The sequence below is a fragment of the Patulibacter americanus DSM 16676 genome, from assembly GCF_000420025.1.
GTDB lineage: Bacteria > Actinomycetota > Thermoleophilia > Solirubrobacterales > Solirubrobacteraceae > Patulibacter > Patulibacter americanus.
Map to the genome: position 1 here is coordinate 1 of NZ_ATUD01000013.1, position 22,210 is coordinate 22,210.

23 protein-coding genes and 1 pseudogene are annotated in these 22,210 nt (G+C 76.5%); 5 read left to right on the plus strand and 19 right to left on the minus strand.

Going from position 1 to position 22,210, the window contains the following annotated elements:
• The 4 genes and pseudogenes from F593_RS0117495 to yczR form a co-directional block, all read right to left on the minus strand.
• Positions 1–221 (minus strand): annotated as a pseudogene (locus F593_RS0117495) (TasA family protein); the annotation flags it as partial.
• Between the two features lie 171 nt (positions 222–392).
• Complete coding sequence (locus F593_RS0117500) at positions 393–572, minus strand: hypothetical protein (RefSeq protein ID WP_022930042.1); 180 nt, start codon at positions 570–572, stop codon at positions 393–395.
• Between the two features lie 77 nt (positions 573–649).
• A complete protein-coding gene (locus tag F593_RS0117505) occupies positions 650–1,171 on the minus strand; it encodes a sensor histidine kinase (protein ID WP_022930043.1) in 522 nt (173 codons plus the stop codon).
• 161 nt (positions 1,172–1,332) lie between these two features.
• Positions 1,333–2,790, minus strand: coding sequence for a MocR-like transcription factor YczR (gene yczR / locus F593_RS0117510; protein ID WP_022930044.1), 1,458 nt, complete (start codon positions 2,788–2,790; stop codon positions 1,333–1,335).
• Positions 2,791–2,853: 63 nt separating this feature from the next.
• On the opposite strand from yczR, the gene F593_RS0117515 reads away from it, so the two are divergent.
• A complete protein-coding gene (locus F593_RS0117515) occupies positions 2,854–3,300 on the plus strand; it encodes a GNAT family N-acetyltransferase (protein ID WP_022930045.1) in 447 nt (148 codons plus the stop codon).
• Positions 3,301–3,394: 94 nt separating this feature from the next.
• Here the strand turns inward: F593_RS0117515 and F593_RS0117520 are convergent, their stop codons facing one another.
• The 5 genes from F593_RS0117520 to F593_RS28725 all read right to left on the minus strand — a co-directional run bounded on the left by F593_RS0117520 (position 3,395) and on the right by F593_RS28725 (position 7,150).
• A complete protein-coding gene (locus F593_RS0117520; protein ID WP_022930046.1) occupies positions 3,395–4,339 on the minus strand; it encodes an SDR family oxidoreductase in 945 nt (314 codons plus the stop codon).
• 77 nt (positions 4,340–4,416) lie between these two features.
• Positions 4,417–4,809, minus strand: coding sequence for a hypothetical protein (locus F593_RS0117525; protein WP_022930047.1), 393 nt, complete (start codon positions 4,807–4,809; stop codon positions 4,417–4,419).
• 130 nt (positions 4,810–4,939) lie between these two features.
• The gene (locus tag F593_RS30040; RefSeq protein WP_022930048.1) at positions 4,940–5,092 is read right to left on the minus strand and encodes a hypothetical protein; all 153 of its coding nucleotides are present in this window, start codon (positions 5,090–5,092) and stop codon (positions 4,940–4,942) included.
• A gap of 124 nt (positions 5,093–5,216) precedes the next feature.
• A complete protein-coding gene (locus tag F593_RS0117535; RefSeq protein WP_022930049.1) occupies positions 5,217–5,963 on the minus strand; it encodes a sugar transferase in 747 nt (248 codons plus the stop codon).
• Entirely contained in the window at positions 5,960–7,150 is a 1,191-nt protein-coding gene (locus F593_RS28725; protein ID WP_022930050.1) for a glycosyltransferase, read from the minus strand. The genes F593_RS0117535 and F593_RS28725 overlap by 4 nt, the downstream gene beginning before the upstream one ends.
• An 84-nt stretch (positions 7,151–7,234) precedes the next feature.
• On the opposite strand from F593_RS28725, the gene F593_RS0117545 reads away from it, so the two are divergent.
• A complete protein-coding gene (locus tag F593_RS0117545; RefSeq protein WP_022930051.1) occupies positions 7,235–7,924 on the plus strand; it encodes a GNAT family N-acetyltransferase in 690 nt (229 codons plus the stop codon).
• Between the two features lie 9 nt (positions 7,925–7,933).
• On the opposite strand, the gene F593_RS0117550 is transcribed toward F593_RS0117545, so the two are convergent.
• The 4 genes from F593_RS0117550 to F593_RS0117565 form a co-directional block, all read right to left on the minus strand.
• Positions 7,934–8,398: an NUDIX domain-containing protein gene (locus F593_RS0117550; RefSeq protein ID WP_169449217.1), complete on the minus strand. Its 465-nt coding sequence runs from the start codon at positions 8,396–8,398 to the stop codon at positions 7,934–7,936.
• 39 nt (positions 8,399–8,437) lie between these two features.
• A complete protein-coding gene (locus tag F593_RS0117555) occupies positions 8,438–9,037 on the minus strand; it encodes a hypothetical protein (protein ID WP_022930053.1) in 600 nt (199 codons plus the stop codon).
• Positions 9,034–10,143 carry a glycosyltransferase gene (locus F593_RS0117560; protein ID WP_022930054.1) on the minus strand — a complete coding sequence of 370 codons (1,110 nt, stop codon included), beginning with the start codon at positions 10,141–10,143 and terminating at the stop codon, positions 9,034–9,036. Before F593_RS0117560 ends, F593_RS0117555 begins: the two co-directional genes overlap by 4 nt.
• Before the next feature lie 108 nt (positions 10,144–10,251).
• On the minus strand, positions 10,252–10,662 hold the full coding sequence (locus F593_RS0117565) for a winged helix-turn-helix transcriptional regulator (protein ID WP_028721778.1): 411 nt from the start codon (positions 10,660–10,662) through the stop codon (positions 10,252–10,254).
• A gap of 79 nt (positions 10,663–10,741) precedes the next feature.
• Here F593_RS0117565 and F593_RS0117570 point away from each other — a divergent pair, with 79 nt between their 5' ends.
• Entirely contained in the window at positions 10,742–11,632 is an 891-nt protein-coding gene (locus F593_RS0117570) for an NAD(P)H-binding protein (RefSeq protein ID WP_022930056.1), read from the plus strand.
• A gap of 128 nt (positions 11,633–11,760) precedes the next feature.
• Here the strand turns inward: F593_RS0117570 and F593_RS28730 are convergent, their stop codons facing one another.
• Positions 11,761–13,770, minus strand: a complete 2,010-nt coding sequence (locus tag F593_RS28730; RefSeq protein ID WP_157251933.1) for a serine/threonine-protein kinase — start codon at positions 13,768–13,770, stop codon at positions 11,761–11,763.
• A gap of 210 nt (positions 13,771–13,980) precedes the next feature.
• Here F593_RS28730 and F593_RS26280 point away from each other — a divergent pair, with 210 nt between their 5' ends.
• Positions 13,981–15,030: an SDR family oxidoreductase gene (locus tag F593_RS26280; RefSeq protein ID WP_022930058.1), complete on the plus strand. Its 1,050-nt coding sequence runs from the start codon at positions 13,981–13,983 to the stop codon at positions 15,028–15,030.
• Positions 15,031–15,039: 9 nt separating this feature from the next.
• On the opposite strand, the gene F593_RS28735 is transcribed toward F593_RS26280, so the two are convergent.
• Entirely contained in the window at positions 15,040–17,070 is a 2,031-nt protein-coding gene (locus tag F593_RS28735) for a serine/threonine-protein kinase (RefSeq protein ID WP_022930059.1), read from the minus strand.
• Between the two features lie 69 nt (positions 17,071–17,139).
• Between F593_RS28735 and F593_RS0117590 the strand changes: the two genes are divergently transcribed.
• The gene (locus F593_RS0117590; RefSeq protein WP_022930060.1) at positions 17,140–18,102 is read left to right on the plus strand and encodes a glycosyltransferase family 2 protein; all 963 of its coding nucleotides are present in this window, start codon (positions 17,140–17,142) and stop codon (positions 18,100–18,102) included.
• A 27-nt stretch (positions 18,103–18,129) separates the two neighbouring features.
• On the opposite strand, the gene F593_RS0117595 is transcribed toward F593_RS0117590, so the two are convergent.
• The 4 genes from F593_RS0117595 to F593_RS0117610 form a co-directional block, all read right to left on the minus strand.
• Positions 18,130–18,411, minus strand: a complete 282-nt coding sequence (locus F593_RS0117595; protein ID WP_022930061.1) for a LysR family transcriptional regulator — start codon at positions 18,409–18,411, stop codon at positions 18,130–18,132.
• Between the two features lie 279 nt (positions 18,412–18,690).
• The gene (locus tag F593_RS0117600) at positions 18,691–19,041 is read right to left on the minus strand and encodes a winged helix-turn-helix domain-containing protein (protein WP_022930062.1); all 351 of its coding nucleotides are present in this window, start codon (positions 19,039–19,041) and stop codon (positions 18,691–18,693) included.
• A 175-nt stretch (positions 19,042–19,216) separates the two neighbouring features.
• Positions 19,217–20,536 (minus strand): coiled-coil domain-containing protein, encoded by a 1,320-nt coding sequence (locus tag F593_RS0117605; protein WP_022930063.1) that lies wholly within the window; start codon positions 20,534–20,536, stop codon positions 19,217–19,219.
• Positions 20,537–20,620: 84 nt separating this feature from the next.
• A complete protein-coding gene (locus F593_RS0117610; protein WP_022930064.1) occupies positions 20,621–22,132 on the minus strand; it encodes a lipopolysaccharide biosynthesis protein in 1,512 nt (503 codons plus the stop codon).
• Positions 22,133–22,210 lie beyond the last annotated feature (78 nt).

Sequence of the window (22,210 nt, forward strand, 5' to 3'; positions counted from 1 at the left end):
CCGGTCTTCGTGTCGCCGGGCTTCATGTTCGCGCCGGTCACGATCGAGGTGCCGTTCTTGGAGTTCGTCTGCAGCAGCGTGCCCGACGTGAACGTGTTCGCCGCGTTGGCGGTGCGGGAGGAGAACGTCGCGCCGGACCCGACGGCCACGCCGGTGGCGGCGAGCAGGACGACGAGGGCGGAGAGCAGACGACGGGGCGAGGAGAGCAGAGCGCGAAGCATGAAGAGGAGTCCTGGGGGTGGGAGTCGGAGAGCGCTTTGCCCGGGTGGGCTGCGCTGATGGACTGCATCCTGAGACCCCGTCGTGGCGAACACGCATCCGCCATGTAGCGGTCGTGTATCGCGGTGCGAAACCCCTGAACCCGGGGCCGCGAGCCTGCCCCCGAGGGGCCTCTACGCCGGCGTCGGCGAGCGCACCACGGACGCGGACGCGGGCACGCCCGGCGCCTCTACGCGCAGCTCCGGGGTCGGCCGCGCGTCACCGGTTCCCGGGCCCTTCGACGTGCTGTCGACGCTGCGGATCATCACGACGACCAGCACGATGAGGAGGACGACGAGGACGACAGCCGCCACGCGCCCGATGGGGGTCTTGAAGAATTTCACCCCCTACGGGTACCCCTCAGGGCGTTCGGCGATGCCCTCGGCGCGCGTCAATCGCGAGCGCGGGCGGACGCGCCGATGCGCAACCGCGTCACCGTGCGGCCGCCCGTACGGCGGACGTCGACCGTGCCACCGAGGTCTTCCACGCGCCGCGTGATGCCGGCCAGCCGGGCGGCGTGCGCGTCGACGGCCGGGTCGGCGCCGGGGCAGCGACCGTCGTACTGGGCCTGGGCCACGAGCTCGTCGCCGCGTCGACCGACGACGATGTCGACCCGGCGCGCACCGGCGTCCCGCGCGGCGAGCGAGACCAGGGCGTTGACCGCCGCCGTGAGGGACGGGGCGAACCGGTCGGGCACGTCGGGCCCCACGAACAGACCCACGTGGGCGAGCCCGTCGGACGGACGGGCGGCGACGGCGCGGCGCAGGCTGCGCTCGGTCCGGCCGGTCGACGCGCTCGACGACGGCCGGTCCGCCGGCACGGCGCGACCGTGGGCGTCCTCGCAGTACACGTGCCCCGACGCCACGGATCCGCGGCCCTCGGCGCGCCCGCGGCCCGCCCGGTCGGCGATCACGGGAACGGGATCGTGAGCGCCTGGGCGGGTGCCGGTGATAGTTGATCCGTCCGGCGCGCTCATCGTCGGAGAACCCTGTCAGCCCGCCGTATCGGGGCGGTGTCGTCACCGCATCGAGGGCGTTACGGAACGCGCATCGGTGTCCACCTGCCACCCGTGACTCAGACGACCGCGCCGGCCCCCACCGCGACGCTCGCCCCGACGGGGCGGAGCCCGACGCCGAGGTCCTCGTACGCCCTGGCCAGGCGCACGACGGCGTCCTCGAGCTCCTCCGCCGGCCGCGTGTAGGGCAGCCGCAGGAACCGCTCGAACGCCCCGTCGACGCCGAACCGCGGGCCGGCGATGACGCGCACGCCGTGGCGCTCGGCCGAGGCCGCCAGCGCGGAGCTGACCGCGTCGGGCAGCTCCACCCACAGCGAGTTGCCGCCCGGCGGGGTCGGCACCCGCCACTCCGGCAGATGGGTCTCGAGCGCTGCGACCAGGCGGTCCCGCCGCTCGCGCAGCAGGGCGCGCCGCTCGTCCAGGCGCGACTCCGGGCCGGCCAGCAGGGCGAGAGCCGCGAGCTGCTCCACGATCGGCGTGCCGAGGTCGACCGCCGGCCGCACGCCGGAGAGGGCGGCGACCGTTCCGACGTCCGCCCGGATCCAGCCGATCCGTAGACCGCCCCAGTAGCCCTTGCTCATGGAGCCCAGGGTGATGACGAGGCCGTCGCGATCGTGCGCCGCGAAGGGCCTGGGCGGCGGGCCGTCGAGGGCGAGGTCCACCATCGTCTCGTCCACCACGATCGTGGTCCGCGAGCGCGCAGCGGCGCCGGCGATCCGCTCGCGGCTCTCGGCGTCCATGCACCGCCCCGTGGGGTTGTGGAAGTCCGGCACGAGGTACGCCATGCGCGGGCCGGTCTGCCGGAGCGCCGCGAGCACGCCCTCGACGTCCCAGCCCGTGGTCGGGAGGCCTACGGGGACCGGACGGGCCGAGGCGCGCGCGATCGCGTCGACGGCGTGCGGGTACGTCGGGTGGTCGATGAGCACCCGGTCGCCCGGGCCCACCAACAGCTGCAACGTGAGCGAGAACGCGTGCTGCGCACCGAGGGTCACGAGGATCTGGTCCGGCGTCGTCGGCAGGCCGCGGCGCGCGTAGCGTTCCGCGATCGCCTCGCGCAGCGCGGGCAGGCCCCGCGCGTCGTAGCCATGGCCGGGCAGGTGGGCGGGGAGGGCCTCGAGCGCCGACGCGTAGGCCTGGTGGACCCCCGCGCCCGCCGGCAGGGCCGAGGCGCCGAGGTCGATCCCGCCCGGGGTGTCGACGGAGATGAGCGCCCCGATCGACGGTCGGCCCGGACCCGCCGGCACGCTCGTGCGGCTGCCGGACCCGTGACGGCTGACGAGGTGCCCGCCGTCGCGCAGCAGCCCGAACCCCGTCGTGACCGTGGTGCGACTGACGCCGAGGGCCGACGCCAGCTCGCGCTCCCCGGGCAGGCGCACGTCGAGCGGCAGGCGCCCGTCGAGGATCAACATCCGGATCGCCTCGGCGAGCTGCCGGTACGCGGGGTCCGGCCGGGAGTCGTCGCGCCAGCCTCCGAGGTGGCGGACGAGGGCGGCGCTGGTGATGCTGCGGGGCGTCATCGCAGTCCACTATCTCGTAACTGGCCCTGGATCACAAGGCCACTCGGTGGCACCGTGCAGTCCATGGACCGCACCGCGACCACGCCCACCGTCTCTCCCGCCCTCGGCGGCGCCCCGGCCCGCGGCGTCGACCGCCGGGCGCGGATCCACCGCTCGCTCCTCGCCCGCGGCACCGCCGTCGGCGGCGGGGCCGGCGGCCCGCTCGAGATCCGACCCTCGGCGCCGGCCGACGTCGACGCGCTGGCCGACCTGGCCCAGCTCGACTCCGCCCGCGTGCCCGCCGAGCCGCTGCTCGTCGCGGAGCACGGCGGACGGATCGTCGCGGCGATCGGGGTCCTGGACCGCCGCGTGATCGCCGACCCGTGGCTGCCCACCGCCACGGCGGTCGACCTGCTGCAGGCCGCCGCCGCGGAGGCCCGGGGGCCCGAGCGCCGGCGCCGCTGGTCCGTCCGGCTGCCCTGGGGCGCCGGCGCGCGGACCCGCCGCGCATCGGCCGGCGCGGCCGACTGACCGCGGGCGGCGTCACAGCCACCCCGGCGCTCAGCCCGGCGCCGGACGCCCAGGCGGCGCGCGCCCAACCGCCGCGCACCCAGGCGCCGGGCGCTCAGCCGCCCGGCGTGAGCGTCTTCCGCGTCTCGCCCGCCTCGAGCCGCGGGTCGCTCTCCGCGGCCCGCAGCTCGTAGCCGCGGCGCGCACCGGCGTCGGCCTCGATCAGCGTCTTGTCGGCCCCGATCATGCGCGCGATCCCCTCGCGGCCGCGGCGCGGCAGGACGCCCACGACGGTCGTGATCGTGCCGGCCGCCTTCGGCACGTAGACGTCGAACCGCGGCGTGCGCAGCGCGTCGACGATCGCCTCCGCGACGTCCCCCGGCGTGACCTTCTTGACCCCGCGGGTGTCCTTCGCCCCCGCCGCCAGCTCCGTCTGGACGATCGCGGGCATCACGCACGAGATGTCGACGGGGGCGCCCGCGTAGTGGAGCTCGCCGCGGAGCGCCTCGGACAGCCCGACGACGAAGTGCTTCGTGCCGCAGTAGGTGGCCGCGCCGGGCACGCCCGCCTTGCCCGCCATCGAGGCCACGTTCACCAGGTGGCCGCGCCCGCGCTCGACGAACCGGGGAAGCACCTCGCGGGCGCCGTGGATCACGCCCATGACGTTGATGTCGATCTGCCGGCGGGTGCTCTCGGCGGACTCGTCCAGGAACGTGCCCAGCGGCATGATCCCCGCGTTGTTGTCGAAGACGTCGAGGGGCCCGAGATCGCGTTCCGCGGCCTCGACGAAGGCTCGGACGGACGCCGGGTCGGTCACGTCGAGGGGGTAGGCGCGGATCGCGGGCGCCGCCGGCGGGGCCGCGCCCGCGGGGCGACGGGCGTCGAGCTCGGCCTGCAGCTCGGCGGCGGTCTGCTCGGCCAGGGCGGCATCGAGGTCGCCGATGGCCACCTTCATGCCCTCGCGGAGGAACGCGCGGGCGGTCTCGCGGCCGATGCCGCGGGCCCCTCCGGTGATCGCGGCGATGCGACCGACGAGGACGCGGGGCTGCTGTCGGGCCATGGGGTCTCCTCTCGCCCGCCGCGCGGGCGGGGGTGGTGCGATCGGCGTCGAAGTTGACGCCTCCGTCACGTTCGACCCTATCCGCGGGGTCGCGGTGGGCGCAAGGCCGGACCGGCGGACGCGGCGTCGTGGAGCACCAGGCGCAGGTGGGACGCGTCGGCGGCCCGGGGGGCGCCGAAGAGCCCGGGGGCACCGACACCCAGGCCGGGACCGCCGACGCCGGGGGCCGGACGCACGGCGAGCGCGAGCGCGAGGGCGATCAGGACGGTGGTCGCCAGGACGACGGTGCCGAGGGTCGCGCGGCGCAGGGCGCGGTCGCGGTCGAGGCGGTCGCGGAGGGAGGGGCGGTAGTCGGGCGCCGGCCGGGCGCACCGGGCGGCCTCGGAGGGCACGAGCGGCCGGACCGCAGCGGTGCGGTCCTCGGGGTCGTGCGGGAGGCGGGCGTCCTCCCATCCGCGCATGTCGGCCACGTCTTCTCATCGAACGACGGGGCCGATCTGTGACCGGACCGCTCGAAAGCGGCCGATCGGCGGAGACCCGACGGCGGCGGGGGCGGCCGTCGGGTGCTCGGGGTGGCGGCGCGGGGCGCGCCGCCGCGGACTAGATCCGCTTGCCGCCCTTGCGGGAGTTCATGAGGATGTAGACGAGGACGAGGACGGCGAGCACGCCGAGGATGCCGCCACCGACGGCGACCTTGGCGACGAACAGGATGACCGCGATGACGGCGAGGGTGACGACTAGGGCGTAAAGCATGGGCGACAGCTACCCCCGGGTGGGGCGGCGAACCGGATCGGATGACCAACTGGACGTTTGTACGAGATATTCGGCGTTTGCTCGCGGGCAACCACCATCTCTTGACCGTCGCCCGGTCCGGGCCTCAGCGGGGCGGCGCGTCCCAGGCGGCCCCGTCACGCTCGACGCCCGCGCCCCCCAGGACCACCCGCACGGTCATCGCGAGGATCCGCACGTCCGTGCGCAGCGAGCGATGCGCGACGTACCAGCGGTCGAACTCGATCCGCTCGGGCCAGCTCAGGCCGGCTCGACCCTGGACCTGCGCCCACCCGGTCAGGCCGGGGCGCACGAGCAGCCGCTCGACCTGCCGGGCGTCGTAGCGCTCGACCTGCACCGGCACCGTCGGCCGCGGGCCGACGATCGCCATCTCGCCGCGCAGGACGTTGACGAACTGGGGCAGCTCGTCGATCGAGGTGCGGCGCAGCAGCCGCCCCAGCCGCGTGATGCGCGCGTCGCCACGGACGATCGCGAGCCCGGCCCCCATGCCCTCGGCGCCCTGCACCATGGTGCGCACCTTGAGGACGTCGAACTCGCGGCCGTCCCGGCCCACCCTGCGCTGGCGGAAGAGCGGGCTACCGGGCGACTCGAGCCGCACCGCGAGCAGCACGAGGCCGAGCGGCACCGCGAGGACGAGCAGCGCGACGGCCGAGACCACCACGTCGAAGGCCCGGCGCACCACGTCGCCGGCGCGGGTGCCGGCGGGGCGGACGATCGGGCCGTCCGGACCGACGGCCCGGCCGGCGGCGCGCATCGCGGCGCGGAGCTCGGCGTGCGCGTCGGGCCCGCGGCCCGTGAGGTCGCGGACGCGCGGGCCCGCGGCTGCCGCGGTCACCGGGTGCCCTCCGCCGGCTCCCAGCCCGCGGGCGTGCCGTGGCGGAGGTGGTCCTCGAGGCCCGCGGCGATCGACGCGGTCATGAGCACGTAGTACCGCGCGAGCAGCAGGGGCCGGGCCGGGCGGGCGCCGGCGGCCGCGGCGCCGGCGAAGAGCGCCAGGTGGGCGGCCAGCAGCAGACGGTGCGGCGAGAGCGGGCGACCGCGGCGCGCGGCCACCACGCCGGCCGCGAGGGCCACGACGTGCAGGAACGGGCTGGCGTAGCGGAGCCAGCGGTGCGAGACGAGCGCCGCGAGGTACGTCGGGGGCAGGCCACGCGGGTCGAGCACGCCGCCGACGAGCCCGCCGTCCCGCCCGCCGCGCAGGACGACGCGCCACATCTGGTTCATCATGCGCCGCTTCCGGCGCCACTCGCCGGTCACGGTCGGGACCATCGGCTCGCTGGCCCGGGCCGACGGCCGGTCGAGGGCGAGCATCCCGGCCCGGACGGTCTGGTGCGGCAGCGCGAGGTCGTGGCCGAACGCGGTGCGCAGCCGCGGCCACAGGGAGGCCCGGACCGCGTAGATCGCCCCGTTGCCGGCGGTGACGGACCACGCGTCGCTCTCGAGCCGCCGCATCGCCATCTCGAGCCGCCAGTACGCGCCCTCCTGGTTCGTGGCGCCGTCCGGCGCCACGAAGTGCACCCGGCCGCAGGCGTAGCCCACGCGGGGGTCGACGAACGCGGCGACGAGCTCGCGCAGGGCGTCGGGCTCCCACAGCGTGTTCGCGTCGGAGAACGCGAGGACCTCGCCCGTGGCGTGCGCGACGCCGGCGGCCTGGGCGGCGTGCTTGCCGCCCCGGGGCAGCTCGAGGACGACGTCGGCCCCGGCGGCGCGGGCGCGCTCCGCGGTGCGGTCCGTCGAGCCGTCGCACGCCACGACGATCTGCAGCCGGTCGGCGGGGTGGCTCTGGGCGCGGAGGCGCTCGACGGTGCGGCCGATCGCGTCCTCCTCCGCGTACGCCGCGACGACGAGGGTGACGCGCAGCGCGGAGACCGGATCGTCGCCCGTCCCCGGTCCGACCGGCGCGGCCTCGCGGTCGTCCGTCACCCGGCCGAGGCCGGCGCGGCGGGCGATCCGCAGCGCGACGTGCCAGCCGGCGTGGGTCCAGGCCAGCAGCCCGAGGGAGAACAGGTGCAGTGCGCGCACCCGTCGATCGTCCCAGAGCGACCCTCGGGCCCGGCGCGCGGCCCCGTCCTCCGTCCGCCGCGGCGCGCGACTAGCCTCCGGCGCATGTCCGCCGCCGAGCTCGGTCCGCCCGTCGACTTCGTCCCGGCCCGCGAGCCGGGCGGCGAGGTGCTGCGGGGGCAGTACGTGCGCCTCGAGCCGCTGGATCCGCGGGGCCACGCCGAGGGCCTGTGGGCGGCCGCCCAGGGCGGCGACCCGCGGCTGTGGGACTACCTGCCCTACGGTCCGTTCGCCGACGAGGGCGCGTTCGCGACCTGGCTGAGCACCCTGCCGGGTCTCGCGCCGGAGGAGCGCTTCTACGCCATCGTCGCCGAGGCCACGGGCGCGCCGGCGGGGATGATCGCCTACGCCCGGATCGCCCCGGAGCGCGGCCGGACGGAGATCGCGCACGTCTGGTTCGGCGCCGCCCTGCAGCGCACGCCGGGGGCGACGGAGGCCGTGTACCTGCTCGCCCACCACGCCTTCGCAGACCTGGGCAACCGGCGCCTGGAGTGGAAGTGCCACAGCCTCAACGCCCGCTCGCGCCGCGCGGCCGAGCGCTTCGGGTTCACCTACGAGGGCACGTTCCGTCAGGACCTCGTCGTGAAGGGCCGCAACCGCGACACGGCCTGGTTCTCCCTGCTCGACGCCGAGTGGCCCACCGCCGACGCCGCGTTCCGGGCCTGGCTGGCGCCGGAGAACTTCGACGCGGACGGCCGCCAGCGGCGCGGGCTCGCGGAGCTGCGGGCGGGCTGACGGTTCCGCTCAGGAGGCCTGGAAGTCTCCTGACGCCCGCCACTGCGCGTACAGGTCGAGCACGCGCTCCGACATCGGGAGCATGGGTCTCGGAAGGTCATCGATCGAGAAGAACCCGGTGCGCAGGCTCTCCTCCCCGTCCGGCCGGGCCTCACCAGCCCAGTCGCGAGCGACGAAGCAGAGGTTGAAGCTGTGGACCTCGTCGCCGTTCGGGAACGTGAACCGCGTCCAGCGTTCGTCGGAGAGGCTCGCGAAGGCCGTCAGGCGCTCCCGGTCGACCTGCAGCCCGGTCTCCTCGAACGTCTCGGCAACGGCCGCCGCGGAGAAGGTCTGCCCGGGTTCGGCCGAGCCGCCGGGCAGGCACCAGTGCCCCGTGTCGGCGCGTTCCAGGAGCAGCACCCTGTCCTCGGCGTCCAGGATCAAGGCCACGGCCGCCGCCGTCACGATCAGCCGCGAACCGACCAGCTGCCGCAACTGCCAAAGGTGCGAACCCTCGTAGGTCATGCCGCGACCTCAGCCCGCCGAGGCCAGCGCCATCGCCGCGATCAGCGCGCCGGCCTCGGCGGGCTCGAGCGCCGGCGACAGGCCGTCGCGGAACTCGGTCTCGGCGCGCGCGAAGGCGGTGTTGGCCGCCTGGCAGTCCGGACAGCCGCGCACGTGTTCGAGCAGCCGCAGCTCGTCCTCCCGCGGCAGCCGGGCGCCCGCCCACGACACGAGCAGCCGGGGGATCCGCTCGCACACCGCGGTGCGCTCCTGCGTCCGGCGCCGACCGTCCGGACGCAGCGGGTTCTCCGCGAACCGCGTCGCGGCCCGGCGGGTGGCGGCCAGGAGCTCTGCGGCGGGATCGAACTCGGCGCCGCCCGTCGTCAGCACCCGGGCCCGCAGGTCCGCCAGCGCCCAGGCCGCGGCCCACAGCGCCTCGCCGGGCGGCGTCACCTCGCGGAGGTAGCCGACGACCGCCCCGCCCCGGCGCTCGACGAGCAGCCCCAGGACGGCGGGGTCGCCCTCGCGGACCCCTGCCGCCGTGAGGGTCACGGCCGGCAGCCGGCGGGACGGGGCGGGCGGCGCGGGACCGGAGGCCGAGGCGCCCGCCGTCGGGTCGGTCGCGGTCATCGCAGCAGCGAGGAGTAGAGCGCCAGGTGCGACGCCGCGATCGCGTCCCACGAGTAGGGGCCCGCCGCGAGCTCGGCGGCGCGCGCACCCAGGGCGGCGCGGCGGGTGCGGTCGGTCAGCACCGCGTCGAGTGCGGTGGCCAGGGCGACCGGGTCGCCGGCGGGCACGAGCTCGGCGGCGCCCTCCGCGGCGATCTCGGGGAACCCACCGACGTCGCTCAGCACGAGCGGCCGGCCGAACGCCAGGGCGGTGAAGAGCACGCCGGACTGGTCGATCTCGCGGTAGGGCAGGACGACGGCGTCGGCGCGCGCGAAGAACGCGGCGGCCTCCTCGTCCGTCACGAAGCGGTCGACGAACCGCACGCCGGCGGGCGCGGCGGCCTTCAGGGTGGAGACGTCCATCTTCGGCAGGCCGACGACCCACAGCTCCGCGGGCGGCTGGCCGCCGGCGACCAGCCGGGCCCACGCGTCGAGCAGCACGTCGACGCCCTTGTAGGGCCGCAGCAGGCCGAAGAAGAGGACCACGGGCCGCCGCGTGTGCTCGAACGCGGGCGGCAGGGCGGCGGGCGGCAGCGTGGTCAGGTGCCGGAAGGCGCCGTGGGGGATGACGTGAACGCGGGCGGGGTCCAGGCGCAGCTCCTCGACGAGGCGCGCGCGGCCGTGCTGCGAGTGCACCACGACCGCGTCGACGCGTTCGAGCAGGCGGCGCTGAGCGTCGCGCTGGCCCCGCCTCGCCTCCCGCGGGAGCACGTCGTGGGCGGTGAGGACGACGGGCCGGTCGCGGGGCAGCAGGTGGACGTCGGCGTGCTGGACGGGCAGCCACTGGAAGTGCACGACGTCGGCGTCGCGCGCGGCCCGCCGCAGGCGCCGCATGTCGGGCACGTGCTGGGCGAGTTTCGCGATCCGCCGCGTGCGCGACCCGGCCGGCCCGATCGCCCGGCGGTAGAAGCCGTGCTCGATCGCGTACCCCTCCGGGCCCGGCACCTGCCCGTACGGGAACGTGCTGGTGACGAGCGTGACGCGCGCCCCACCCCGCGCCAGCGCGCTCGCGAGCGCGTGGTCGTACGGCGGCGTGTAGGCGGACGGGTCGACGAGGCGGACGTGCACTTGAGGTCGGACGCTATCTGCACGGCGCCGGCGCGCGGGGGCGGACCCGACGGGCGCGGGCAGCGACCCGACAGGCACGGGGGGCGGACCCGACGGGCGCGGGCCGGGCTACCGGATGCCGGACCCGGGGTGCGCCTCGTCCCAGCCGCGGCGGGAGGCCGCGATCGCGTCGCGGTGGTCCAGCGACCAGTCCGCCAGCGCCTTGATCAGGTGCGTCATCTCGCGCCCGAGCGGGGTCAGCGCATACTCGACCTGCGGGGGGATCGTGGGGAAGACGGTGCGGCTGACGAGGCCGTCGCGCTCGAGCCGCCGCAGCGTCAGGGTCAGCATCCGCTGCGAGATCCCGTCGACCGCCCGCTGCAGCACCCCGAACCGCCGCTCGCCCCGGGCCAGCTCGACGACGACGAGCACGGTCCAGGTGTCGCCGACGCGGTCGAGGACGTCGCGGATCCCGCAATCCTCGTGCTCCTCGCACACGACGGCGGGCGGGGCGGTTCCCTCCGTGTGCCCTACCGACATTGGGGTGCCTTCTTGTGGGCGAGCGCCGTCATCTCCACGATCGTGACAGCCCGGAAGACCTCCACCGAAGACCCAGCACATGATCCTCATCACCGGTGGGACGGGCGCGCTCGCCCGCCTGACCATCCAGCGCCTCGCCGGCCGCGACGTCGTCGTCGGCAGCCGCACCCCGCAGGCCGTCGTCGGCGGCCTGCCGACCCGTGACCTCGACTTCGACGACCCGGCAACGCTACCTCCCGCGCTGGCGGGCGTCGACACCCTCGTCCTCGTCTCCGCGGGCTACGCCGAGGACGACGTCGTCCTCGCCCGCCACGGCGCCGTGATCGCGGCGGCGGCGCACGCCGGGGTCCGCCACGTCGTCTACACCTCGCTCTACGGCGCCGGCGACGGCCTGGGCATCGCCGTCGCCCACCGGTGGACGGAGCGGGCCCTGGCCGACGCCCCCTTCGACGTGACCGTGCTGCGCAACGGGCTCTACCCCGAGGTCCCGGCGGGGCTGGCGGCCGGTGCCGCCCCGTCCCCCTCCGCCGACGTCCTCACCGCGCCGTGGGGGTCGGGACGGATCTCGCTCGCCTCCCGGGAGGACCTGGCCGAGGCGCTGGCCACGGTGGCGGCGCAGGTCGACGAGGCCCTGACCGCCGGCGGGCCGACGCCCCACGCCGGGCGCACCTACGAGCTGGCCCACCCGGAGCCGGTCAGCGGGGCGACCGTCGCCGCGGCACTGTCGAGCCCGGACGCGCCGGTGCGCTACGTCCCCACCCCGCTGGCCGACGCCCGCGCGGCGCTGGTGGCGAGCGGCGCTCCGGCGTACCAAGCCGCCCACGGCCTCTCCATCCTGAGCAACGCGGTGGCGGGGGCGCTCGTCCAGTCGCACACGGACCTGCCGGAGCTCCTCGCCGGCCCGCCCCGGGACGTGCTCCCCGAGGTCGTCGCGGCGCTCGACCACCCGGCGCTCTCGGTGGCGGGGTAGACGGGCGGGGCGAGGACGGACGGGCCCCCGCGGGTCCGAGGCGTACCGAGGAGGGCGAGCGTCCCGGTTTGCGCCCTTCGGTGCACCCTTGCCACGTCAGGGGTGGCGAAGATGCCCCGAAGCCGCGTTCAACGGACCCGCAGTCCCGACGCCGCCCGGCGGGCGAGCCGCCGCGCGCCGTCCGCGCGGTGCGCGCCGGCGATGAGGAGCACCCCACCGCTGGGGCCGTTGGCGGGGACGGCCGCGCAGGCGTCGGCGCACAGGGCCCAGCGACCCCCGCGGAAGAGCGTGGCGGTGACGCGCCCGGCGTCGGGCAGGCGCACCGCGAAGCCGGCGCCGGGCGCGGGACCGAACACGGCCGTCCGGCCCGGCAGCTGCTCCACGAGCAGCCGGACCCGGTCGGGCCGCTCGAGCCGCGTGACGATCCGCGACCCGCCGTCCTGCTCCGTGCTCGACGTCTGTCGCCAGCCCTCCGACGCGGGCAGGTCGAGCGACCAGAAGCCCCCGCCGAAGCGGACCTGGCCACGCGCCACGGGCGGCAGGGCGGCCGCCGCGCCCGCGCCCGGAGCGGAGCCTCCGACCGACGGCGGTGCGGCGGTCCCGGGCGAGGGCGTGGCACGGGAGCTGCCTGCGCCCGCACCGGAGCCGCCGGCGCCCGCGCCGCCACCCACCGGAGACCCGGCCGACGACCCCGTCCCCGCACCCGACCCCCGGGAGGCCCCGGACCCGGACCCCGCATCCGACAGCCCCGCGCCTGACCCGCCGCGGCCCCCCGTGGAGGGGCCGGCACCCGACGCCGCCGCACCGCCAGTGCCCGCGCGGCCGCCGGACGACCCGCCACCGCCCGAGGACGCACCTCCGCCCGACGACAAGCCGCCGCCCGGAGCCGCGCCGCCGCCCGAGGTCGTGGCGCCGCCTGGAGCCGCACCCCCGCCCGAGGTGGCACCCCTCCCCGAGGACGCGCCGCCGCCAGTGGTCCCGGTGCGCAGCGGCGTGCTGCCCGCGGCGCCCGTGGTCGTCCCGGCCGCGGGTGCCCCGGCGCGGCGGTCGGTGTCGTCCGCGCCCGTGCCGAGACGACCGATGAAGACGAAGGCGGTGGCCAGGGCGGCCAGCAAGAGCACCGCGAGGGGGAGCAGGAGCCAGCGGGTGCGGCGCCTGCGCCGCGGCGGGGCCTCCCAGGTCACGGCGGTCGGCCCGACCTCGGCCGGGGTGGCGGGGAGCGCAGCGGCGGCGCGGACGTCGGCGGCCGGGGGACCGGCCACCGCGGGGCCCGCCGCCGGCCGGGGGACGGTCAGGGCCGCCCGCGCCCAGATCGCCAGCTCGCCGGCGGAGGCGAACCGCCGCGCGGGATCGGGGTCGGTGGCGCGCTCCACGGCGGGGTCGAACGCCCCACCGAGCCGCGGCAGGGCCTGCGACGGCCGCAGGGGGCCCGCGGCGCGCGCACCGGCCCCGCCCACCGGGTCGGCGTCGTAACCGGTGCCACCCATCGTCGGTACCGGCGGCGCCGGCGGGGCGACGCCCGTGAGCAGCAGGTAGAGGACGCAACCGAGCCCGTAGACGTCGGCCGCGGGTGTGGCGTCGGCGCCCGCGAGCTGCTCCGGCGCCGCGTAGCCCGGGGTGCCGCCCGGGTCCTCGGGGCCGGGCGCGCGGGCCAGGCCGAAGTCGGCCAGCTCGACGTGCAGGTCGCGGCCGGGTCCGTCCTCGATCAGGACGTTGCCCGGCGAGACGTCGCGGTGCACGACCCCGGCAGCGTGGGCGGCGTCGAGCGCGGCGGCGACCTGCTCGACCACGACGACGGCCTGGACCGGGTCGAGCCGCCCCGTGCGGCGCAGGAGCACGCGCAGGTCGGGCCCGTCGACGTAGCGCATGGCCAGCCACAGGTGGTCGTCGTCCTCGCCGCTCTCGAGGATCTGCACGACGTTCGGGTGGTCCAGGCCCGCGACCGTGCGGGCCTCGTGCCGGAACCGCGCACGGAACGCCTCGTCGTCGGCCAGTGGACGCCCGACGACCTTCAGCGCGACCCGGCGGTCCAGCGCCTCCTGGTGGGCCAGGAACACGACGCCGGTGGTCCCGCGGCCGAGCTCGCGTTCGATGCGAAAGCCCGCGAGGCGGTCTCCGGGTCGGGGAAGGGCGGGCACGACGACCACGGCTACGCCTCGGGCGAGCGCGCTCCTCCGCGCTGAACGCGACCGTGCAGGGCGCGGCCGCCCCCGCGTCCCAGCAGCGGGAACCCCCTCCCCGCCGCGCCATTCTGGATATGACAAGCGAACCGTCCATATTCAGAGTGGCCCGGCGGGGAGGCACCGGTTCCGTTTGCGCCGCCCCGCCCGCCGGGCACCGGTCGGCCCATGCACGTTCTCGTCCCCGGCGCCCTCGGCGTCATCGGTTCCGGCGTCATCGAGCACTTCGCGGCCCAGCCCGACGTGACGGTCACGTCCGTGTCCCGCCGCGACGCCCCGGCCGACCACCCCGCCGACCGCCACCTGGCGCTCGACCTGCTCGAACCCGACGCGGTCGCCGCGCAGCGGGAGGCGCTCGCCGACGTCACCCACCTCGTGTTCGCCGCGTACGCCGAGAGCGGCGATCCGCACCGGGACATCGACGTGAACGTCGGCATGCTGCGCGGCGTGCTCGACGGTCTGCGCGAGGCCGGGGCGCCGCTGCGGCACGTGACGCTCTACCAGGGCGGGAAGGCCTACGGCGCGCACCTGCGGGTCTACCGGACCCCGGCGCGCGAGACGGATCCGCGGCTGCCGATCCCGCACTTCTACTACGGGCAGGAGGACCTGCTGCGCGAGCGCTCGGCGACCGAGGACTGGGCCTTCACGATCCTGCGGCCCGACATCGTGCTGGGGACGAGCGTCGGCTCGCCGATGAACCTGGCCCAGACCCTCGCGGCCTACGCGCTCATCAACCGCGAGCTCGGCCTGCCGCTGCGCTACCCCGGCACGCTCGGGGCCACGGCGCTCGTGAACTGCACGGACGCGGGTCTGCTGGCCGAGGCGACGCACTGGGCGGGCACGACGGAGGCCGCGGCGGGCGGCACGTTCAACGTCGTGAACGGTGACCTCTTCCGCTGGCCGCAGCTCTTCGACCGCGTGGCGGACTACTTCGGCATGGAGACGCACGACCCGCAGCCGTTGGCGCTCGCGGAGAACATGCCGGCGCTCGCCCCGGTGTGGGAGCGCCTCGCGGAGCGCGAGGGCCTGGCGCAGTCCGACGTCACGCGGGTGGCGGGCTGGGGCTTCGTCGACTTCCTGTGGTCGACGGAGGAGGACGGCGTGCTGGACCCGCTGGCCCTGCGCGCGGCGGGCTTCGACGGGTTCCGCCGCACGGAGGACGCGCTGGTCGCCGTCCTCGACCGGCTGCGCGAGGCGCGGGTGATCCCGGCGCGCTGAGGCGTCGTCCTACCCCGTGGGGCCCGTCGCCCGCACCACGCGCTCCACCAGCGCCCACGCCTCGTCGGCCGTGGGCGCGGCGACGAGGACGCCCCAGCCCGGGCCGCTCTCCGACGCGTTGAGGGGGACGTCGACGCACTGGGCGCTCGCGCACTCCGGGATGGACGCGATGCGCGCGTCGTTGAACCGGTAGCCCGTGGCCTCGCCGAACGCGGTGCCGCCGATCGTGCGCGTCTCGAGGACGTTGCTCGTGTCGAACGCCGCCTTCTGCTTCGGCGTGTGGTCCACGAGGATCAGCCGTCCCTCGGGGCCGCGCTGGCGCAGGCGGATGAGCGCGCCGCCGCTCTGGGAGGAGCGCGTCGGCTTGGACCAGCCGCCGCCGGGACGCGCGACGAGCGTGCGCCAGCTGCCGTCCGACGACACGTAGGTCGCCGCCGCGCCGTCGGCCGGGAGGGGCGCGCCCTGACCCGGGTCGTTCTCCGGCGCGCCGCCGCGCACCGTGCCGCCGCCGCTGACCGTGATGTCCGCGGCCGCGGGGTCGGCCTCCTCCGTCGTCGTGGGCGGCTCCTCCGTGGTGCCCTCCGGCTCGGGCTCCGGGGTCGCCGGCGTCTCGGCGGTGGACACGGTCGACGCCGGGCGGTCGCGGGTCGTGGTGCGGGTCGACGTCTCGGCGCGCGTGTCGTCGCCACCCGAGCCGCCGAGGCCGAGCGCCACCGCCGCGACGATCACCGCGAGCAGGAGCACGCCGACGACCGCCGGCAGGATCCAGCGCTTCGGGCTCCCGCCGCCGCGCCCGTCCCCCGGGGCGCCCGGGTCGTGCGGCGGGCCGGCGGGTGGTGCGGCCGCGGCGGGGCGGGCCGTCCGCGGGCCGGCGGCGGCCGGGGCGACCCGCGTGGCGTCGGGGCGCTCGTCGCGGACGGGCTCGTCGCGCGGGGGCTCGTCGCGCTCACGCAGCCGGGGCGCGAGCGGCACCCCCGTCGCCGGCGGCCGAGGACGGGGCGGCGCCGCCGGGACGGAGGGGGCGGCGAACGCCACGGTCGCCTGCCCGTCGTCGTCGCCCGCCAGCGCCTTGCGCGCCAGGGCCGCGAGCTCGCCGGCCGAGGCGGGGCGGTCGTCGGGGTCGCGGGCCATCCCGGCGGCGACCACGGCGTCGAACGCGCCCAGGCCGGGCAGCAGCGCACTGACCTGCGGGCGCTCGTTGTTGACGTGCGCGAAGAGCTTCGCCATCGCCGGGCCGGTGAAGGGCGGCTCGCCCGTCAGCGCCACGTAGAGCAGCGAGGTCAGCGCGTAGACGTCGACGCGCGCGTCGACCCGGCGGCCCTCGATCTGCTCGGGCGCCATGGCGTCCGTCGAGCCGAGCAGCATCCCCGTCTGCGTCAGGTCGTGCTGCTCGTCCAGGTCCTTCGTCAGGCCGAAGTCCGCGAGCAACACGCGCCGCCACGGGGTCAGGACCGGGTCGTCGCCCGTCCCGCCCGCGCCGCGCACGGGCCGGCCGCGCTCACGCGGCGACGCCTCGAGCAGCACGTTGCCCGGCTTGACGTCGCGGTGCAGGATCCCCCGCTCGTGCGCGTGGTCGAGGCCCGCGGCGATGCCCTCGACGATCGCGACGACCTCCTCCGGCGGCAGGCCGTACCGACCCGCGGCCACGGTGGCGTCCGGGTCGGCGGCGCCACCGGCCGGCCCCTGGCGCTCCATCCCGTCGGAGCCGTGCGCGGCGGCCACGCGGTTCAGGCGGCGGCGCAGGTCCTCGCCCTCGACGTAGCGCATGGACAGCCACAGGCCGGCGGGGTCGGTGCCGGCGTCGTAGACGGGGACGACGTTGGGGTGGTCGAGCCGCGCGGCCAGCCGCGCCTCGCGCATGAAGCGATCCTGGAACGACGGGTCGTCCGCCAGGCCGTGCGCCAGCACCTTGAGCGCCACGCGCCGCCCGAGGGTCACGTGCTCCGCCAGCCACACCGTGCCCATCGCGCCCCGGCCGAGCTCACGTTCGACCCGGTGGCCGCCGACGAGCGCGCCGGGATGCACCCCGCCTTCCGCCATCAGTGGTCTCCCCGTCGCGGCACGCCGTGCAGTCTGCCGCACATCGAGCCGCCCAGGTACGGTGCGGGCGTGTCCACCGCGGTCCCCACCCCGCTGGTCTCCTTCTGCGTCGTCGGGACGAACGGGGCCGAGCACCTCCGCGCGTGCCTCGACGCGATCGCCCTGGAGCAGCGTCTGCTCGAGCGCCCGACCGAGGTCCTCGTGCTCGACAACGCGTCGACGGACGACAGCGTGCGCATCGCCCGGGAGCACCCCGTCGGGGCCCGCGTGATCGCGCTGGACCGCCGCGAGGGCAAGGCGGCGAACGACTCCCGGCTGCTCGACGAGGCCCAGGGGCGCTTCGCGCTCCTGCTCAACGAGGACTCCGAGCTGCGCGCCGGCGCCACGAAGGAGCTCGTCGACGCGCTCGAGCGGGATCCGAAGGCCGCGTGCGCCGGCGCCGCGCTCATGCGCCCGGACGGCACGGAGCAGCCCTCCGCCTGGCGGTTCCCCGGCTTCGGCACCACGCTGGCCCAGACCCTCCTCCTGCACCGCTGGCTCGTCGTGCAGTCCGGCGGCCGCAGCACGAAGCGGGTCGACTGGTGCCAGTCCGCCTGCCTGCTCGTGCGCGTGCAGGCCTCGGCGACCATCGGCCACCTCGACCCGGAGTACTTCGTGTACGGCGACGAGGTCGACCTGCAGCGCCGCCTGGCCGACGCCGGCTGGCACACGCTGCACGTGCCGGCGGCCCGCTGCATCCACCACGAAGGCCTGTCGACCGGCGACGGCGCCCGGCGGCGGATCATCGAGCTGCACCGCAACCAGGAGCGCTACCTCGCCGCCCACCACGGGGCCGCGGTCGCGCTGGCGTGCCGCCCGCTCGCCGCGCTGCCGTACGCGCTCCGTGCCCTGGCCGCGACCGTCCTGCCCGGTCACTCCGTGCGGCGCTACGCGTGGCACGTGCAGGCGATCCTCGCCCCGCACCACGGGGAAGGCATCCGCGAGGCCGCCGAGGCGTTCAACGCCCAGCTCGAGCGGCCCGCCAGCGCCTAGCGGGCGACGCGGGACGCGGGACGCGCCTCAGGGGCGCTTGGCGAGATCCGCGGCCAGCGCGTTGAAGCGCGCCGCGTGGTCGATCAAGGCGTGGGCCGCGGGGAGCAGCCGGTGGCCGGCGGGCGTCAGCTCGACGGAGCCGCCGGAGCGGTGGAAGAGCTGCACGCCGAGCTCGCTCTCGAGCCGCTTGATCTGTTGGCTCAGCGTCGGCTGCGAGACGTGCTGGCGCTCCGCGGAGCGCCCGAAGTGCAGGTCGCGGGCCAGCTCGACGAAGAAGGTGAGCCGGCGCAGGTCGGAGGTGCCCGTCATCGCCCACCGCCGCGGGCGACGCGGTCCGTGGTCGCCCCGTCGGCGCGACGCCGGGGAACGCCGGGCCGGCCGGGTGATCGCGGCACGCAGCGGGGCGCTGGGGGTTGGGGGACGGGGACGGTCATCGTGATGCGGGGAGCGGCAGGGCGACGGGCGACGCCGAGGAGCGCCGGCGGATCCCCCGGGGGGAGAACGCGCCGCAGCAGGCAGCGGATGCGCACCGGTGCCCGGCGACGGGATCGGGGTGCCCGGCGGGCGAGGTCCCCCGGGGTGCGTCGACTACGCCGCCATCTCCGCGTGCTCCACGGGATAGAGGCGCCGCTCCTGCTTCTCGATCTGGCCCTTGAGGACCGCGCGGCGCACCCAGGCGTAGACCGCCGCGCCCGGGACGCCGACGGCGTCGGCGACCTCGCGCTGCGTGATGCCCGGGCGGTCGGCCACGACCCGCAGCAGCTGGGCCGAACGGGTGCCGCGGGGCACGCGATCGACTGACGCGCGAGCGGCCTGCGGAGCGCCGTCGAGGGCGTCCAAGGCCCGCTGCAGACGCTCTGCCTCGGCCCGCGCAGCCTCCAGCTCGCTCAGGCGTCGCTCGATGTCGCCACGCAGGGTGCCGACGAACCCGTCATCCATACGTCGAGAAACGTAGCCGTCTGGCACCCCGTGTGCCATAGACCATCGGCCATTCGAATCGCGACCGTCGGTAGGACCAAGGTCGGACGACCCGCGAACCCCGGTGGGGACTGGCGTTGCGGGCCGCCGGAGGCCCGCCTACGGGCCCGAAGGTACCCCCGAGTAGGGGGTCTTCTCAGCCCGTCGTGGAGTCGGGCAGCTTGCGCCCGACGGGCCCGACGTAGACGCCGCGCGGCAGGTCGCCGTCGCCGTCCGAGCCGGGGTGGAACGCGCAGTAGACACGGGCGCAGCGCTGGGCGCCCGAGCCGTTGGCCACCCGCACGTGCTCCGCCACGCGGAGCGTGTGCCCCTCGTGGGTGAAGTGGTAGTCGTTCGGGTGGATCCCGTACCAGACCTCGCCCACCCCGGAGCGCCAGTCCAGGCCGAGATCCTGGGCGTACTGCCCGACGGGCTGGCCGATGCCCTCGGGGCGCTCGTAGGCCTCGGCGACCTTGTCGAGCTTGATGAGGTCGGCGAGCACCATGTCGGGGCGCCAGAAGGGGCTGTCCTCCGCCGTCTCCAGGGAGCGTTCCGTGAAGACGAGGTGCTTGCAGCGCTTCTGGGCCTCCTGGACCGCCTCGAGCACCGTCTCGACCTCGGGCAGCGCCTCCTCGACGGCGCCCTCCTCGGACTCCGCGCCCTCCACCTCGTGGTGCAGGCGGATCGCCTCGCGGCGCGCGGCGTCGAGCGCGACCTCGAGCCGCTCGTGCTCCGCGTGCGCCTCGACCAGCAGCTCCTCGCGCTCCTTCAGGCGGTGGCGCAGCTCCTCGACCTCGGCCTGGTCCGCCGCGTCCCCCGCGACGAGCTCCGGCGCGTCGTGCAGCTCGTGCTCGAGCTCCGCGGCCTTCCCCCGCGCGCTGTCCAGCCGGCCCTGCAGCTCCGTGATCTCGGCTTCGGCCGCCTCGAGCTTGCCGCGCAGCTCCTGGCTCTCGGCGACCCGCTCCTCGGCGCGACGCTCGTGGCGGGCGGCCTGCGTCTCGGCCTGCTCCGTGCGGCGGACGGCCTGCTCGAGCTCCTTCTCCGCCCGGATCGCGCGCCGTTCGAGCGAGACCATCGCCTCGCGGCAGATCGTCAGGAGGCGCTTGTCGACCTCGGAGATCTGGCGCTCCTGGTCGGCGTCGGCGCGCAGCAGGCGCAGCTCCGCCTCGGGCTCGAGCTCCGGCAGCTCGTCGGCCCCTGGCTCGATCCCCAGCTCGGCCTCGAGCTCGCGGACCGCGACGACCGCGTCGTCCTCGTGCTCTAGCTCGTCGACGAAGGCTTGAAGGCTCGGCACGGAGGAGCGCTCGAGGGCCACCGTCAGCGTCAGGCCGATCTGCTCGCGGAGGATCCGGTCGATCTCCGGCTTGCCGATGCGGTCGAACGTCAGCTCGGTCGGCGCCGCCGCCGACGAGACGGGGCGCTTGTGGCCCGGGTTGCCTGACCGCTTCGCCTTCGGCTTGCGCTTCTTCGTGCTCATGCGGCGACCCTAGCGCAGCCCCCTCAGCGGTTCCTGAGGATGCGGAATGGGTGGGCGGACGGCGTCAGCGGGGCGGGCGAAGCATCAGACCGCGCGGCGGCGGGACGTGATCACGCGCACGACGGCCCGGACCTCGCTCGGCCGCACCGCGCCGACGAGGACGAGCAGGGGCGGGACGGCCGCGCATCCGGCGAGCCGGAGAGCGATCCCGCCGACGCCGTCGGGCGCCGCCACCGCGTCGAGGCCCGCCGCCACGACGACGAGGAGCGCGACCGAGCTCGCGATCCGCACGCGGTCGAACGGCACGACCATCAGCCGCCGGGTGCGCAGGTGGGCCACGCCGAGGGCCACGACGTAGGCGGCCACGAGCGCGATCGCCGCTCCCGTCGCCTCGAGGGAGGGCACGAGCAGCCAGAGCGCCAGCACGTTGACGGCGAGGCCCAGGAGCGCGGCGGGCAGGGTGCGGCCCGTGACGTGGTGCCGCCCGGCGATCGTCGTGAAGACCCAGGTCAGGCCCCAGAGCGCCCAGCCGACCGCGAGCCAGGGGAGCGCGCCCGCGGCGTCCGCGAACGCCGGGCCCACGAGCAGGTCCGTCACCTGGTGACGCAGGAGCGTCAGCCCGACGACCATCCAGCCCAGCAGCAGGACGTACGCGCGCACGACGTGGGCGTAGGCCTTCGGAGCCTCCTCGTCGCTGAGGTCGTAGGCCAGGGGCGGCCACGCGGCCTGGAAGGCCCGGGCGACGACGATCACGAGGGTCGCCAGCTTCGCCGCCGCGGAATAGACGCCCGTCGCCTCCAGGCCGACCTCGTGCGTCAGCCACTGCCGGTCGACGAGGTTCAGCGCGAAGACCGCCGCCTCGGGCGGGACGGTCGGCAGCCCGAAGCGCAACAGCTCGCGCAAGCCGTCCCGGTCCGCGCGGGCACGGACCGCCGGTGACCCGTCCCCGCCGTCGGCGTCGCCGGGGCGCGCGGCGGGCCGGCGCAGCAGCCCACGCTGCGACCACGCGAGGCCCGCCAGCACCACGGCCGAGGCCGCGTAATTGCCGAGCAGGTAGCCCGACGCGCCGCCGTCCAGCCCGACGACCAGGACGACCGTCGCGGTCACCGTCAGGCCGACGTTGCTCAGGGCCGCCACGAGGTAGACGAGCCGCGCCTCCTGCGCCCGCAGCAGCGCGTTCATGACCTCGAGGTTCGTGAACGCCCAGATCCCCAGCGCCGTCGCACGGAGCGGCCCGGGCCACGAGCGGTTCAGCAGCAGCTCCGACAGCGGCTCGGCGGCCACGACGACGAGGGCCGCCACGGCGGTCGAGGTGAGGAGCACCCAGCCCGTGACGCGCCGGGCCAGCCGCGAGCGCCGGTCGGGGTCGTCGTCGTGGAACCAGTGCCGGAGCATCGCCTCCTGCAGGCCCGCCCGCAGCAGGATCGACGCGAGGATGATCCACGTCAGCAGCGTCTCCGCCGCTCCGAGCTCCGCCCCGGTCAGGTGCCGCGTGTAGAGCGGCAGCGTGACGAGGGCCAGCACCCCCGAGATCAGGCTCGACGACTGGTAGGCGAGGCCGGACGCCGCCAGGCGACGGAGCGGGTGCGACGCCATCGCGCAGGATCGTAGTCGGGCGGAGCGCGGCGGCGCACGGGCGGCCGGAGCGCGAGCGGCGTCGCGTAGCCTCCGGCC